The sequence below is a fragment of the Chitinophaga sp. genome (assembly GCF_035538455.1).
In the GTDB taxonomy this organism is placed as follows: Bacteria; Bacteroidota; Bacteroidia; order Chitinophagales; family Chitinophagaceae; genus Chitinophaga.
In genome coordinates this window covers 1-17,547 of sequence record NZ_DATLKJ010000150.1, presented here as the reverse complement: position 1 = coordinate 17,547, position 17,547 = coordinate 1, and the positions used below count along the sequence as shown (strand labels likewise).

Genomic DNA, 17,547 nt, shown 5'->3' with positions numbered 1-17,547 from the left:
AAAGCATATCAAGTTTTTACGAAGAACCATTTCTTTATTTTCTGACTAAAATCTTATATGTATAAATAGAAATTTTACACGTTTATATGTTACTCCTGTCCTATTCTATGAAAGTCAATCAGTATGTTACGTCTGGCATAGCCCTGTTTTTCTTCTTATTGTTTGCAGGCACGCGGTTACAGGCGCAAACATTGACGAGCACGATAAATTCTACCGGCGGTGGCACAGATCCATCTAAAGGAATGAGTATAAGCGTTTATGACGACGGTTCATACAAAGTAATGCGCCTCGGCAAAACAGAAACCTATTGGCCATCGAGTGCGGGTAATGATCCGCGTGGTATTGTTTCTTCATTGCGTCTTAAGCAGGGCGTAATGCCGGTGTTTTACACATCCATGGGACAGGTATGTGAAGTGACACCCACTGTAGGAGATGGTTCTGCTGCGAGACCTTACCGCGTAAGCATCTACAGCAAAACAAAGGATATGGAGAACTATGATCTCTATATTACTACTACCATCAGCTATGTAGTACCCAACAAATACTTTACGGTAGACTATACCCTCACCAGTGACAACTACGGTTATTCTCCGCACCTCTATCTTTCGGAGTATGTGGTAATGCAGCAGAATCCTGCTTATACTTATACGGCACCTACCAATACTGCGGGTGTAAACAGTTACTGTGGTTATGGTTTTAAGGCGGCAGACAATAGTATCCTGGGGGGGAGCAGGGAGGCAGGTGATTGTCCCGGTGCTGCCGGGCCGTTCGCACATGCATTTGCGGCTTTCGATACATTCAAAAGCTATTTCTATGGTGCAGTTAACCAGCGTAACTATATTCCTAATGGTGGTGATGATATGACCCTGCAGAACATTGTGAGTATGTCCGGCGGAAGTGCGAGCTCAGAGCGGGGGATGGCGGTAGAGGTGAAAATGGATATTGATGATAATGGAAAGGTGAGGGATCAATCGATTGGTACAAGGGTGCTTGTTGGATATGGTGAAGACATCAACTTCAATGATATTGTTGCGGCAAGGGCACAAATGATCACCCAACCTGTGAGCACCGGCAGCTCCGCGGTGACCGTTGAATTTGAAGGTGATGTAGCGGCAGATCCGGAAGGCAATGCAGGGAACAATCACAAAACTCCTGGTCTGAGGCTGAAGGTTTCAGGAGGCATATTGAAGATTCCGACTTTCATAAAGATGAAAGTGACGGCGCCTGCGCCAGGAGAGAAGAATGTAGCAGTGCCTGGCGTGGACTACAACTTTGAATCAGGCTTCATGATCCCTGCTGGTGATTATACGACGGCAACTTTTGTACCGGTGGATAATATCACTGTTATCGGCAACAACCGGCTGGAGTATAACCGGCACATGACCCTGCAGCTGGAAAACTCATGTAATCAGCTGGTGAAGCTGGGGGCCAAGATAGCCTCAGTTTATACTATTACAGATGATGAAGACCGTACCCTTACATTCACCTTCCCGGCTACCTCTGCCAATGAAGGCACCATACTGAAAGGTAAGGTGAGTTTGCCTTCCGGTGTACTGGCTACGGAAGATATTCCAGTTAATGTCGTAACAGTAACCGGCGGTACTGCTATTGAGAACACTGACTATAAAATCATCGTTCCCATTATTATCGCCAATGGCAGCAACTATGCCGAAGTGCCGGTAGATCTCGTTGCGGATAAAGTACTTGAGAACCCGGAGAAGTTTACACTCAAAGCTACTGCTGACGTAATGGGGCAACCCAAAACGGCAACCAGTCCGGAAGTTACCATCACGGATGATACACGTAACCACGTAGAAAATACGTTGGTGAGTATCACTGTTGACGGCAACAGTACCGCTCCTTTTAATCTGACAGAAGGTTTCAACGGTATACTGAATGCGAGTCTGCCTGCTGGTGTGACTACCGATATTCCCATCAACGTTACTATTCTCAGAAGCGGTACTGCTACGGAGGGTACAGATTACGATGCACTGCCCGCAAAGCTGGTTATCAGTGGAAGTACTGCCGTTGCAGTGCCTTTGGTGTTGAAAGACGACAAGCGGATAGAAGGTACGGAAACCCTGATCCTGACACCTGCGGCAAGTGACGGAACGGCTACCGTTTTTTCTGCGCCTGCTGTTACTGTTAATATTGAAGACATTCCTTTGCCCGCTGCCACACCGATCATATTGAAGCTCTCTGTTACAGATATTGATGAAGGGGGGGCCGGCTCTACACTTTCTGCAGCGTTGCCTGCGGGTTGGACAACGGAGCTCGATATAAAGATTGACGTAGCAGCGGCTGCAGCATCTACTGCTGCAGCCGGTTCCTATAAAGGGTTACCACCCTCTCTCACGATCGCTAAAGATCAGCTGGTGTCACAGAATGCTGTGATCTCCGCTGATCCCAACCAGGTGCTGGACGATGACCGCGAGATTGTAATACACGGCAGTACCGCCGTTGCGAATGTACCTATCGGAGGAGATGTGACTTTGAAGATACATGACAAGACAGACCCGGCACTGAAGACGATCACGCTGAAAGCGGTGAAGTCTCCACTGAATGAAGGAGACATCACCTCATTCACCTTGTCGTTGCCCGCCGGTGTGAGCGCAGCCAAAGATATTACCGTGGCGCTCAGCAAAAAACCTACAGGCACCGAAGCTGCTGATACCGATTTCAGTCTGCTGGTATCTTCTCTCAAATTACCTGCTAACACAACCGGTGAATATACGGTAACAGATGTGGTCCGCGCCACTGCAGATAAGATCCTGGAAAAGGACGAAGCGCTCTTTATTTCCGGCACCGCCGCGGGATATACAGTGAATGATACCAAGATCGTGATCAATGACCTCACCAGGAAAGACCCACTGAATACTGTGGTGAGCATGTTGCTGCCGGTGAACAACCTGGATGAAGGCAACAATACCGTAGCTACTTTCAGCCTGCCTGCCGGGGTGTCAACCGAGATCCCGCTGTATGTATCGCTGGCGCTTACCGGAACGGCTACACGTAATGATGATTACACAATGCCATCCAGTCTGACCTTCACACCTCCGACAACCACCACTACTGCGCAGCTGGATATTGCTGCCGACAAGCTGGTGGAAATGCAGGAGATGCTTACCATCAAACCGACAGTGACAGACGATTATACAACTACCTATACCGTCAATCCATCGACCTTTGATTTTACTATCAACGATAAACAATATCCTATTCCGGCTGCATCGCCGGTTACGCTGAGTGCGTCTCCTGCCAACGTTGCAGAAGGCAGTAGTACTATGATCACCGCGGCGTTGCCATTCGACTGGGTCGCAGCGGTTCCGCTGACTATATCCCTTGTAAGGGACGATGCCGCTTCTACGGCAGATGTAAGCCGTTATCAGCCGCTGCCAGCCAGCATTGTCATCCCTGTTGGCAAGAGTTCGGCTACCACCAACTTTACAGCCAACAGCAACGACATCACAGATGATGATGCCACTGTTAAGCTGGATGGTAATCCCGGCAACATCAACGTACCTGCTACCAGCGCCGTGATCAACATAACAGATAATACGATCAATCAGCCTGGCGCCAGGAATATTACACTTACGCCAGATATCACTGCCATACCGGAAGGGCAAAAGATGCGTGTAACTGTATCTATGCCATATGCTTCTGCTAAGAAAGTGACCATACAGTTAAGCGTTGATCCTGCATCTGAAGCGGATGCCGCGAAGAACGATTACCAGCTGCTGACCACCACACTGGAACTGTTGCCAGGACAAAAGACTGCTACATTTGATGTGGTGAATGCACAAACCGACAATGTGCTGGAAAAGAATGAATCACTGTTACTGCACGCTACCGCCAACGGTTATACGACCAACGATCTGACGCTTTCCATCACCGATGTGACAAGGACCATTCCGGCTAATCTGAAACTGGATGTAGCACTTTCAAAAGCGTCTCCGTTAACAGAGGGGGACCAGTCAGTAGCGACGTTCAGTCTGCCCGCCGGTATCACTACTGAAGTGCCGATTGTTATCCAGTTACCGCAGACAGCCGGTACTGCGGAAGCAGGACCTGACTATACGCTGTCTGGAACTGTTATCCTGAATGCAGGTAATAGCACTACCACGACTTTGGTAATTAATAAAGACAACTTTGTGGAAGGTGACGAAGATTTTACCATCACGCCTTCTGCTACAGATCTCATCAGCACCTTCAGCATACAACCGTTCAACGTGGTGATCAAGGATGATCCTGCGCAATATCCGCTGCCATCCAATATTACGCTTACAAGTACGCTGGATGCCATTGACGAAGGCGGCGCTGGCGCCGTGCTAGGAGCACAGCTGCCTAATGGCCTGCAGGCAGGTCGTGATATTGTGGTACATGTGTCTAAAGATGGAGTGGCTTCCACTGCGATTGATACTGACCACAGCGCCTTAACATCTCCTTTTGATATAGTAATCAAAAAGGGACAGCAATCCGGTGCAGCTACCTTTGAGCTGAAAGCGCTGGCAGATTTCATCCTGGAAGACGATGAAACAATTGTATTTACTGCCACTACCGGCGATCCCAATATGAAAGTGGATGGAAAGACCATCACTATCCGGGACAGAACACATGATGATCCTGCTACAGGCCGCATCTTTGTAACGTCTGTAACGCCCGGTACGCATGTGAAAGAAGGCGACAGTTATACCCTGAAGATTTCCCTGGCGCCGAAAGTAACTGCGGCTAAGGCTATCAATATAGGATTGGCTACCGGCGCATTATCTGTTGCCAGCGCCAGTGACCTCAGCAACCTGCCAGCACAAGTGACACTGCCAGCTAACACGCCAGATATTAATGTAACATTTACAGCCAACACCGATTTCATATTGGAGAAAGATGAACTGCTGTGGGTAGTGGCCACACCTCAGAATTGGTCAGGGATGAAGGGCGATAGCCTGAGTGTTACCATTGATGATGCTACACGTCTGGATCCTTCCAACCTGAAGATGGAGATGCGCATCGACTCTTCGTCCATCTTTGAAGGGCATACAACAGCCGTCACCTTCGGTTTCGTCAACAACAATATTTCATCTTCCGAAGATCTTATCATCAACATCAACAGAAGCGTAGTATCCACAGCAGATAATGCTGATTATAGCGGTCTGCCTGCACAAGTGACCTTACCTGCACTGCAACATAGTAAGCAGTATCAGCTGCAGATTACGGATGATAACGTACTGGAAGGAAATGAGCAATTGCAACTCAACGCGCAACTGGTTACGCCGGGTTACCTGATTACACAGCCCGGACAGCTGATTATTCCTGAAACCGGTGATATGAATGTAAAACTGTTGAAAGGCAGAGATGCTTCAGAACCAGCTACGAGCGGTATCTACACGATCAAGCTGGCAGGTAACAGCACCGCTGCGGCAGATGTGAAAGTGGTGTTCTATGTGAGCAGTATTGCCGGGACTACCAATATTGCACCGATACAGACTTCTGCCGTGATCCCGGCCGGTAAAAACAGTGTAGACGTTCCCGTTAATATCGTAGACAATAAGGTAATCGAAGGAGATGAGGAGGTCAGAACAGCGCTGATGTTGGCGCAGATGAAACGCTTCGGCAACAATATTGCCTTTGATGTGAACGACCTGGATACTGTGAGAATGAATATCCATGATGATGAAAGTGATGCTACCGGTCCGAAGGCTACTGAGCGTGAGATGATGGCAGAGAAAATTGCGGATGCTTCAGAACCTGCTACGCCAGGCACTTTCAGAATACGCTTTACTAATGCGCAGCTGACTGCTGTGAAAGATGTAACAGTGAATTATATTGTAGGTGGTACTGCTGTTGCCGATAGCCGGTATAAAAAATTAAATGGCACCATCGTCATCCCGGCGGGAAAGAATAGCACCGATATACAGGTAGACCCGATTGACAACAAAATTGTAGAAGGAGATGAGAATGTACAGCTGCAGCTGCAATCAGTGTCTGCGTCCATTGCGGGCGTAACCTGGCCGCTCTCTTCAGTTGCTTCTAAAGCGGATGTACTGATCCATGACAATGATACCCTCATCGTAGACCTTTATAGTGCAGTAACTACTGCTAATGAAGGCGACGCTGTGAAGCTGACACTGAAGTCTGCTTCTACTGCGGCACACGATATACCTGTGAGGATCAAAATAGACCAGGATGCTGCAAGAACCTTTACCGTAGCAGGTGGTACCGCCAGTGGCAATATCATTACAGTGAACTATCCTGCATTGCAACCGGAATATACCTTCACGGTGACCGTAACAGATAATGACATCAACGACGATGACGGGTTCCTGAAGGCTGTTATACTGCCTTACAGCGGCAGCAACAGTACACCGCTGTACAAAGCTGGCGCAGTGGCAGAGGCTAATGTGTCCATTACTGATAACGATCCGCTTACACTCACTTTTGCAGCAGATAAGTTCAAAGTGAAGGAAGGCAACACAGGAGAAATCACGCCGCTGATCTTTGACATCAAGATGAACCGCAAGAGCTCCAGGGCAATCACTGTGAATTACGATTTCGAAGAATCGACTGATGGCGTGAGTTTCCCGTATATGGACTTCAAAGCTACGCCAGGTGTAGATTTTGAAAACACTACCAGGCAGACAGTAATTCCTGCATTGCAGGATGGCGGAAAGATAGCGGTGAATATTATCGGCGATACGGCCTTCGAGCAGAACGAAACGTTTATTGTTCGCATGAAGACGGTGAGTGTGCCTTCTGGTCAGCATACACCAGTAATAAGCGCCCCTGACGCCGCTACCGGCGTGATCCTCAACGATGACGCGATGTGCCGTAAATGTGACACAGACGGCGACGGACTCACAGACGAACAGGAAGATATCAATGGGAACGGAGATCCGTTTGATGATGATACAGATAACGATGGTATTCCCAACTTCCTGGATCTTGATTCTGACAACGATGGTGTACCTGATTCTGTAAGCAGGTGGAATGTAGACAAAAACCGTAATCTCAATTACCTCGATGGTATAGATGGCAAGATCCGCGTGCATCCGGCTATCTCGCCGAATAATGACGGCATCGGTAACGACGCGATGTACATCGAGAACATTGAGAAGTACCCGAAAAATGAAGTGGTGATCTTTAACCGCTGGGGTGGCACGGTGTTCAAACTGAGTAACTACGATAACAAGTCCAATAACTTCAGAGGCAAGTCCAATACCGGTGGTAATGCAGGGGCGGATGTGCCGGACGGTTCTTACTTCTACAACATCCGTGTATGGGTGGGTGGTAAGGAGCAAAACGTTACCGGCTACATTGTGATCAAACGATAATGGTTACACGAAATGGATGCATTGTTTAGCAGGATGATTTTGAAAAATATTATAAGCTGATACCTATGAACAAATTTCTTATGAAAGCACTGTGGATAACCGTTTTATGCTGGTGCTGCTACCTGCGGGTACAGGCGCAGCAGGAGCCGATATACTCCCAGTACATGTTTAACGGTATGATCATCAACCCCGCTTATCCATCTATGGATGAATCTTCCAGTCTCACTGCTGTTGGCCGCAATCAGTGGGTGGGGGTGGAGGGTGCGCCTAAAACGGCTACCGCATCTTTTTATACGCCGCTGAAAGCATCCAATACCAGTATTGGTGTGTCGTTGATGAATGAGAAGATCACAGTAAACTCGCAGACTGCCGTAAACTTCAACATCTCACAGCGCGTAAAGCTTAATGAGAAGCTTTACCTGGCATTGGGGCTGAAGGGCGGGATGTCGCAGTTCCGCGAGGATAACCTTTCCCTTACTACTACCGATCCGGCTTTTGCCCATAATCAGAGTTATTGGAAAACGGATATAGGATTTGGTTTCATGCTGTTTACAGACAGGTTCTTTGTGGGAATTTCTTCTCCTACCTTCAAGAGTTTCGATCTTGGCAATAGTGTGAACAAGGTGGTTGTGCAATCGCACTATTACATTCAGTCGGGCTATCTTTTTACCCTCAATGAAGATGTCAAGCTGAAGCCTAATGTGTTGTTGCGCATGGTGAAGGGTACAGGCTTCCAGTATGATCTGAATGCCAACGTACTGCTGAAGAATCTGGTATGGCTGGGCGCGTCGTGGCGTTCTGAGAAAACGATCACCGGCTTGATTCAGGTGCAGGCTACCAAAAACCTGCAGATCGGCTATTCTTATGATTCGCCGATGCAATCCAATCTGAAAGGGGCGCAGACGGTATCGCATGAGCTGATGGTCAACTACCGGTTCTCCTGGTCGAAGTGGAAAGTGGTGGCCCCGCGGTATTTCTAAGTATTGTTAAACCAAACATAATTAAGGAACGTTATGCGAAAATATCAGTTAAAGTACCTGTCGCTGTTTATGGGAGGGGTACTGTTGTGTGGTTCCTGTGCACTCATTAATAACCATATAAAGGTAGGCGGGAACGGCATCACTAAAGTCAAACGCGCAGAGCGTTTGTATAAAAGACAGGAGTTTGAAAAAGCAGTGTCACTTTGCTCGGAAGTGATCAATGACGGCGGTAATGAGAACGCTGTAAGACAGGCAAAGTTCCAGCTGGCGCGTATTTATTTTGAAACGCGGCAGTTTGAAAAAACGGTGAGCCTTTATGATGAGCTGCTGTATAAGCCGGCTCCGGACATACTGGTTTCGGATGTTACCAATTACATTGACCTGCTTAAACGTACCGGCAGGGTATTGAAAGCAAAGGAGATCAGCGCTATCTATGCGAAGAGCTATAAGAATAACGCACGTTTCAGTAACCTCCAGGAATCGCTGAAGGATTATTATACCTTCTTCAACAGGGATTCTCTCCAGAACATACGTGTAGACAGCCTGCGTTTGAATCTTGCCGGTTATCAGTACGGACTGGCACTCTACAAGGAGAATATTGTTTTCCTTTCCAACGATTTCAAGAAAACAGATGCGCAGTCTTTCTATACCAACTCAAAGCTGTATATGATCTCCGAGGATGGCGTGGAGCCATTCAATAACAGTCTGCGTGGTGTGTTGCAGGTGGGGCCTGCCTCATTCTTTGATAAGGGTCAGCAGGTGATCTATACTTCCAACAGGTTTACGGATGTGAAGAATGAAAAGAATTCTTACATCAATTATAATAACGGCACGCAATTGTTGTCATCCATCTACCAGCCGAATCATGATATGTGGAGCAAGCCACAGCCGGTGAGACTGGGAAAAAGTGATGAATCTTCTTCTTTCCTGCATCCTTCAGTTGCATCGAATGGTAAACGTTTGTACTTTGCATCTGATATGCCGGGGGGCTTCGGGGGGACTGATATTTACTATGCTGACTGGGATAAGGCGGAGAAACGCTGGAAAGCCCCTGTCAACCTGGGCCCGAGCGTAAATACCAATGGCAACGAATTGTATCCTTTTATTATAGAAGACAAGTTGTTCTTTTCTTCCAACGGCCTGCGTGGTTTCGGCGGGCTGGATATATTCGTGATCAATGTCAGAAAACCGGAAGAAGGGGCGGTACATCTGCCTTATCCTGTGAATACGCAGTTCGATGATCTGAATCCTGTGCTGGATGAAGCGAGATTGCTGCTGTACTTTACATCAGATCGTTCCGGCGCACATGATAATGATCATATCTACGTGCTGAACCTGAAGAAAAATCCTTTGAAACAGTTGGACCTGCCTTATCCTGGCAAGCCGGCAAAAGATGATGATAAAGTGCCTTATACCTTGAATGCAACGGATGACCGCCATCAGCTGACATTAACGGGCGACAGAAGCTATGATAACCAGCTGGCGGAGAAGGTGGCCGTAAAGACTGTGAAAGCAGCTGACAGTATACCCTTTACCGTTAGTAAGGCAGAAGTGAGAGCCGTTCGGGAATATTCCGATGCACCTGTGAACAGCTCTCCTGAAATGATTCCCTGGCAGAATTCCAACAGCTTTACGATGCAGCCGCTGGTAACAACCACCGCAAGTTCAACAACGTCAGCGACCACGGCTACTGGCCCCGCAGCGCAGTATGTAACGGTAACCGACAGCCTGTCGAAGGCAGCGAGGACAATGCTGAAGATGCCGGGAGTTATCTATTACGATCTCAATTCCTTTGTGCCGCAGGATCAGGAATGGCACAAGCTCGATTCTATTTTTTATCTCTGGAAAGCCCATCCCGCCCGCATGATCGTTATCAACGGGCATACAGACATTATCGGTACCGAACGTTACAACCTTGCTTTGTCAAGGAACCGCGCTGAGTACATACGGGAATGTCTGCTGAGCAGGGGAGTGGATGCCGGCAAAGTACAGGCAAATTATTTTGGATCTACACGTCCGGTGCTGGCTTCCGGCCATGGCAGCCTGAACACGGACAGAGAGGCTTTTATTCAGCAGCAGGGCGTCAACCGCCGCTGCGAGATCAGGATTTTGTAACTTTTTTTGCGTATATCAAATTTATAAAATGAACAAGATTGCTTCACTAATGCTGTTACTGGCGATGGGCTCACAGTCCTTCGCGCAGGAAATGCCGGTTGTGTTTAACAAGAGCATGGGGGCGCCGAAGAACCAGTATAAGAAACTGGCGATAGCGGAGAACAATGCCATTGTTGCCATCGGTGGTGGTGCTGATAACGGTTGTATTACACGGTTATCATCCACAGGAAATGTTATTTACAATACCCGCCTGAACAAGGGCGGACTGGTGGCTTACCAGGATCTGCTGTTACTGCCGAAAGGAGAACTGGTGGCAGTAGGCGGCGGTACTATCGCTTATGGTAACGCGCGCGTTACAAAGCTGTCGTCCACTGGCGAAGTGATATTTGATAAGAGTATCGGAAATGGCCAGGGCGGCTATTTCACAAAGATCATTACAGACCGTCACGGTAACTACATCATGGTAGGTGTGGATGGTAGTAAACCAGCACAGGCCCGCATCACTAAAATGGCGCCGGACGGTAAGATTACATTCGACAAAGGATTTGGTTCCCATAACGTGTTTAACAATGCGCTGGTAGATGAAGATGAAAATATCATCGCTGTGGGCGGAGATGTTGGAGACGGACAGGGTAAAGCATATATGGTAAAAGTGGATGGCCAGGGAGAAAAACAATATGAGCTTTCTTTTGGTAAACCAGGTGCCGTATTTGAAAAGATGCTGTTACTGGAAGATGGTGCAGTGTTGGCTATGGGCGGTGGAGCCTATGGTACCGGCAACGCCAGCCGCATTTCCAAAGTGAACACAGAAGGCCAGGTGGTATTCGATAAAGAATACAGCACTGTGGATGGTAAATTCAATGCCATGCGTGTAAATGATCTGGGTCAGATCTTCGCATGCGCAGAGGAGAAAGACAAAGGACGTATCGTAAAACTCCGTCCTGACGGTACGGAGCTGTTCAATAAAGAAGTGGATGCAGCGCTGTATGCACTCGAAGTTGGTAAGAACGGTAAAGTGGTGGCCGCCGGCGGTAACACCGGCACTAACACTGGTAAGATCGTGAAGCTGCTGCCTGACGGCACTATGGTAGTAAATAAGAATACTGGTTCCGTATTCCAGCACCTCTTATTGACAGAAGACGATGAGATCTGCGTAGTGGCAAAGGAAGGTTATCGCCTCATCAAATTGACACCTGATGGTGAAATGATGTTTGATAAACAACTGGGCAAATACGATAGTAAGACATCTCTCGCATCCCTGCTGATGAGCCCCTCAGGCGAAATCCTGGCAGCCGGCGGCGGAGATGAGGACGGCAACCGTATTATTAAGATCAGCCATGGTGTTTCCATCAATGACATCACTGTATCTGAGCCACTGAACGGCCTCTCCAATGCAACACTCACCATTACCCTGTCAGGTTTCCTGAGAAGTAATGGCGTGCGGACTCCGGTGAATGTACATTACAAAACAATACCGCATAAAGGAAGTGCAGGCTCCGGCGACTTTGATGTAACAGAAGGAACAATCTCCTTTGTGCCTTCAGAGTTCGCAGCAGGAGCTATTATCTCCAAAACCATCCAGATACCGGTGAAGAGCGATAACCTGCTGGAAGGTAAGGAAGCGTTCCATGTAGAGGTATTGGATGCATCTGATCTGTATCTGACCAAAGCCAAAGGCGAAGTAACTATACTCGACCAGCCAGCCATGGTGAAATTCATCGGCGGTACAAACGGTGGAGAGCCTAATACCGACGTTGTTTTCTCAGCTGGTTTATTTAAACGTGATAATACACCATTGGTGAATGCCACTTCTAAACCGGTTCGTTTGACTTATAAGTTTGGCAACGGAACCGCATTGCCGGGTGCTGACTTCGTAAGCAGCATCAAAGCTCCTTTTGTGATCGATAGCGGCGCTACCACCGCGAGCCTTTCCGTGAAAGTGAAAGACGACAACCGCTTCGAGCTTGCTGAAACAGTAGTACTCGTGCTCAGCGAAATCAAAGCCGATAACGAAGCTGTAGTAGGTTATAACGGCGATGTGACCTCTATCTCCGCCTCTCAGTACATCCAGGACCAGGCAGCTTATATTACGCTCGTAAAGCTTACGGATGCCAATGAATCTGCCACTGCACCGGTAAGCATGTTCAAATGTATTCTCGTGAAAGCAGCAGATCAATCTGTGCAGACTAACTGTACCGGCAGCGATATCAACATCTACTTCGGTGTGGATTCCGCCAGCACAGCATCATATGGTAAAGACTATGTGATTATGAACGGCGACATGGTGAAAATTACCGGCGACTGTGCATTCAGCGAAACAGATATACAGGTGGCGCTTGTTAACGACCGTGTTAAAGAAAGTGATGCGCTCGTGGCTGTGAAGCTGCGCGATGTGACCGCAGCTGCAAATGCGGGTATGCTGCGTGTTTCGCCAGAGCTGAAGCTGAACAAGGCCATAGCTGTAATACATGATGATGACAACGATGAAGGCACCATGCTGACATCCAATAAATAATATCCAGAGTCAGGAGCCAGTCACAGGTAATGTTGCAGTATAAGATCTCAGCTAAACATCAAAACGGAAACCTGCTTGCCTGCAGCATTATCCTTTATCCTGGCTTCTGACTCCAGCAGAAATACCGATCCTTATTAACTGATATACGCACTTCTGACTACATACGTTCCCGCATATTCTATATGCGGGAATTTTTTTTAATGGGGATTGAAAATTTCCGTTTCTCGTAAACTATTGTCAGAAATTATTAGTATCGATACAAGTGATGACAGCGTAAAATGGTCAGATTGAATATTTTATATTTTCCTTAACAAATAAAGAATAATCGTAAATAAAAATTTCCTGATTAGCATAGGTCACAAGTAAGCATTGTAGAAAATTTGTACCATGAAAAAAGCAGTTTCCGTCCTCCTGGGCGGCTTATTAATGTCGGCAGCTACTTATGCCCAACAGCTAACGCCCGCACAAAGGCTCATTTTAACAACCAATGAAGATTCGCTTAACGCAGGGATTGCAAAGAACAAAACCGTGATTTCCGGCTATGGATCAGCGTTCTACCAGAGAAACTTTAATGAAAAAACCTCTTTCGCAACCCTCGAACGTGCCGTATTATTTGTAGGTCATCAGTTCAATGCAAGGATTTCTTTTTTCAGTGAAATGGAACTGGAAAATGCCAAAGCGGGCGTAGGACAGGAAAACAACGGCTTCGCCGGAGAATTAGCCATGGAGCAGGCTTACCTGCGTTTCAACCTGAATCCGCGCCAGTATATTGTAGCGGGTTTGTTTATTCCCCGTATCGGGTTGCTGAATGAAAACCATTTACCGGTGAATTTTAATGGTGTAGAGCGTCCGCTGGTGGAACAAGTGGTGATCCCCGCTACCTGGCGGGAGCTGGGAGTTGGTTTCTACGGCCGCTTACGGCGATTACCCCTTACTTACAGCATTGCACTTGTAAATGGTCTTAACTCTGCTGCATTTGCGCACGGAACAGGATTTAAGGAAGGCCGGGCAGAAGGGCAGGGGGCATTCGCCAATAACCTCGCCATTGCCGCTTCTGTACAATACTTCTGGAAAGACTTTAAATTCCAGGTGTCCGGCTATGCAGGCGGCACAAATGGTTTGAACAAAAGAAAGTCCGACAGCCTGGAGTTGAGCTATGGCATGGCTGCGCTTCCATTATATCTCGGTGAAGCGGATATACAATATGCAAGGAATGGATTTGCGTTCAAGCTGCTGGGGACCTCCGTGGTATTCCCGGACGCATCGCAGGTGAACAGAGCTTACGCCAACAACACCAGCAAAGGCATGTATGGAGCCTACCTGGAAGGGGCCTATAATCTCCTGGAGAAAAGCCACCGCTACAAGGACCAACAGCTGAATCTGTTTGCCCGTTATGAAATGTTTGACCTGAACAGTGCTACCCCTGCCAACGCCATTTATGATGGCACAGAAAAACAACAGCACCTCATTGTGGGTTTAGGCTATCTGCCTATCCCGAATGTAGTGATCAAAGCCGATGTAAGACTGATGCATACAGGTGATGAGAACCCTGATCTGGTTATTAATCCTAGTCCTGTACGCGTACCTTATAAAACCAGTAATACTTTTCTGAACATCGGTATCGGGTACTCCTTTTAACCATCAATCTCTTATTGGTATGAAAAACAGTAACAGGAGGGAATTTTTGAAAGGTACCTGCAAAGCCTGTTTGATTGGCGCTGTAGGATTATCGATGGCCGATTTCCTGGAATCCTGTGGAACGGCTATCAAAGGCTATAAAGCAAATATGAACGGCAGCCAGGTGGAAGTGCCGTTAAATCTCTTCGATGCGGGTGTATCGCAGATTATAAGTCCGCGTAGCTATGCATACGAAATTGCGGTAAAGAAAAAGCCCGATAACACTTACGAAGCGTTGCTGCTACGCTGCACACATCAGCACAATCCGCTTACCCCTACCGGCAATGGATATACGTGCATGGTACATGGCAGCGTATTCGATACAGAAGGTAATGTAAAGAAAGGTCCCGCTTCCGTACACCTGCTGCAGCTGAAAACAGAGATACAGCAAAGCAATCTGATCATTCATGTTTAACTAATCTAACGCTACAAATTATGACTGTTAAAAATATAGCCGTGGCCATAGTTGGCCTGTTTGCAACGGGCCTGATCTCCTGTGCCAAAAGTGATACCGTTGATAAAGGTGGCGGCACAGATTTCAATACACTGAAAAATACTTTTATAACCGACTTTGTCAGTAAGACTGCTATCCCCGGTTATAAAGATCTCGCACAAAAAGCATCTACCTTCAATGATAAAGTGACCATACTCAAAGCTACGCCTACAGAGGCCAACCTGGCAGCCGCCAAGGATGCATGGCGGGATATGCGCAGCACCTGGGAGCAATGTGAAGGCTTTCTTTTCGGACCAGTGGAAGATGATAATCATGACCCCAATATGGATACATGGCCGGTGGACAGGGTACAGCTGGACTCAGTTATCGGTAGTAGCAATGCACTTGAGATCAACGATATTGAAGGGTTGCCATTATCACTGAGAGGTTATCATCCGATTGAATATGTACTGTGGGGAGCTGATGGAAAACGTAAAGCGGCAGACATTGGCGGCCGTGAAATGAAATATATCACGAGTCTTACCCTTGATCTTAAAAATACCTGTCAGAAATTGTATAGCAGCTGGATTTCTTCCGGCGGCGACTATGGCGTCAAAGTGCTGACTGCGGGCAGCGGTAGTGCGCTTTATCATAAAAAGCAGGATGTGTATTTGGCTGTTGTTACAGCTATGACAGATATCTGTGAAGAAGTGGGCGGAGGAAAGATGAAAGAGCCATTCGACGCGTCTGATCCTAAAACGGTGGAATCTCCTTTCAGTGGTAACTCTGTGGCGGATTTCAAAAACAATATGATAGGTGCTTACAATGTATATACAGGTAACTTCCTCGGTAACAAAGGCGTTGGGCTTGATCAGGTAGTATCTGTGAAGAATGCTGCGTTGAATAAGCTGTTGCAGGAGAAATTCCAGGCAGCCATTAATTCATTCAATGCGATTACAGTGCCGTATGAAGAAGCGATTATTACGCAGAGAACACAGTGCCAGAATGTAATGAAGGCGATCAAAGAACTGAATGATGTATTGGGCACACAGCTGAATGATTTTGTTGTTAAAAATATTACTGACTAACAGGCGATGCGAAATAAAAAACTTTATGGCGCTATCCTGTTGTTGTCTTTCCCCGCATTGCTCATGATGTGCAGGAAAGCAGAAACACCAGACGACAGCCTTTACGATCCCCGGCTGAGTGGTGGGGAGTCTACCATTTTTGATGTCACCAGCAGGGCTTTCGGGCATTCTATTCCCGGGATGGATGTGGTAGAGCAACACATGCATGATCTTGGAGATGCACAGTCGGATCAGACATTTGTAACAGCGCCGGCGCCTGTAAACAGTGGACTGGGGCCTATTTTCAATAACGTAAGCTGTAAGAGCTGTCATCACAACGATGGTAAAGGAAGCCCTACTGCAGGATTGAATACTTCATCGCTGCTGGTTCGTTTAAGTGTGCCTGGCAGTGACGAACATGGCGGCCCCGTGTCTGTTCCTGGATTTGGCTTGCAGTTGCAGGATAGGTCAAATTTTGGAAAACAACCGGAAGCCAAGGTGGATATCACTTATGTAGATGAAACATTTACTTATCCCGATGGTAATACAGCGGTATTGCACCGGCCTGTATATAAGCTGCTGAACTCTTACAAACCTTTGCCCGGTAACCTGATGATTTCGGCCCGTATGGCGCCGCCTTTCTTTGGCCTCGGTTTGCTGGATCTTATTCCGGAAGCTACCATCAAAGGCTTTGCAGCCCAGCAGGCTAAAGAAAATAATGGTATCAGTGGAAAAGCTAATTATGTTTATGATCCTGCAAGTGGCAAAATGATGCTGGGACGATATGGTATGAAAGCCAATACTGCTACGTTGCTAACGCAGGTAGCAGCTGCATATCAGCAGGATATGGGCGTTACCAGCTACGTGTTTCCGCAGGAAAGTAGTTTTGGACAACCTCAGTATGATGGTTTGAACGATGATCCTGAACTGCCTGATACCATTCTGAATGCCACCGTGTTTTATATCAGGACATTGGCAGTGCCGGCACGAAGGAATGTAACGGACCCGCAGATACAACAGGGCGAAGTACTGTTTGCGCAGACAGGGTGCGCCAGCTGCCATATTCCTACCATCGTAACGGGGACGGACGTACGATTCAAGGCATTGAGCCATCAGCGTATTCACCCTTATACAGATCTGCTGTTGCATGACCTCGGGGAAGGCTTATCAGACGGGCGTCCTGATTTCCTTGCGGATGCACGTGAATGGAAAACACCGGCATTGTGGGGAATAGGATTGTTTGAAAAAACGAACGGTGTGCCTTTCTATCTGCACGATGGCAGGGCAAGAACATTGGAGGAAGCTGTGCTCTGGCATGATGGAGAGGCTGCATCAAGTAAAACACAGTTTACTAAATTATCAAAGAATGATAGAGAAAATCTGATACTTTTCCTTCGTTCCTTATAATTTAAAACATTAAAAAATAGCATCTTTT

8 protein-coding genes are annotated in these 17,547 nt (G+C 47.3%); all 8 read left to right on the top strand.

The window, feature by feature from the left end; genetic code table 11:
* The first annotated feature begins 86 nt into the window (after positions 1 to 86).
* Positions 87 to 7,325 (top strand): Calx-beta domain-containing protein, encoded by a 7,239-nt coding sequence (locus VM802_RS17710; RefSeq protein ID WP_325532924.1) that lies wholly within the window; start codon positions 87 to 89, stop codon positions 7,323 to 7,325.
* Positions 7,326 to 7,390: 65 nt separating this feature from the next.
* Entirely contained in the window at positions 7,391 to 8,305 is a 915-nt protein-coding gene (locus VM802_RS17705; RefSeq protein WP_325532922.1) for a PorP/SprF family type IX secretion system membrane protein, read from the top strand.
* Between the two features lie 33 nt (positions 8,306 to 8,338).
* Entirely contained in the window at positions 8,339 to 10,420 is a 2,082-nt protein-coding gene (locus tag VM802_RS17700) for an OmpA family protein (protein WP_325532920.1), read from the top strand.
* Between the two features lie 28 nt (positions 10,421 to 10,448).
* Positions 10,449 to 12,935: a Calx-beta domain-containing protein gene (locus tag VM802_RS17695; RefSeq protein WP_325532918.1), complete on the top strand. Its 2,487-nt coding sequence runs from the start codon at positions 10,449 to 10,451 to the stop codon at positions 12,933 to 12,935.
* 387 nt (positions 12,936 to 13,322) lie between these two features.
* Positions 13,323 to 14,573 carry a hypothetical protein gene (locus VM802_RS17690; RefSeq protein WP_325532916.1) on the top strand — a complete coding sequence of 417 codons (1,251 nt, stop codon included), beginning with the start codon at positions 13,323 to 13,325 and terminating at the stop codon, positions 14,571 to 14,573.
* 19 nt (positions 14,574 to 14,592) lie between these two features.
* The gene (locus tag VM802_RS17685; RefSeq protein WP_325532914.1) at positions 14,593 to 15,027 is read left to right on the top strand and encodes a QcrA and Rieske domain-containing protein; all 435 of its coding nucleotides are present in this window, start codon (positions 14,593 to 14,595) and stop codon (positions 15,025 to 15,027) included.
* Positions 15,028 to 15,047: 20 nt separating this feature from the next.
* Positions 15,048 to 16,133, top strand: coding sequence for an imelysin family protein (locus tag VM802_RS17680; RefSeq protein ID WP_325532912.1), 1,086 nt, complete (start codon positions 15,048 to 15,050; stop codon positions 16,131 to 16,133).
* 6 nt (positions 16,134 to 16,139) lie between these two features.
* Complete coding sequence (locus VM802_RS17675; protein WP_325532910.1) at positions 16,140 to 17,519, top strand: di-heme oxidoreductase family protein; 1,380 nt, start codon at positions 16,140 to 16,142, stop codon at positions 17,517 to 17,519.
* Positions 17,520 to 17,547: the final 28 nt, after the last annotated feature.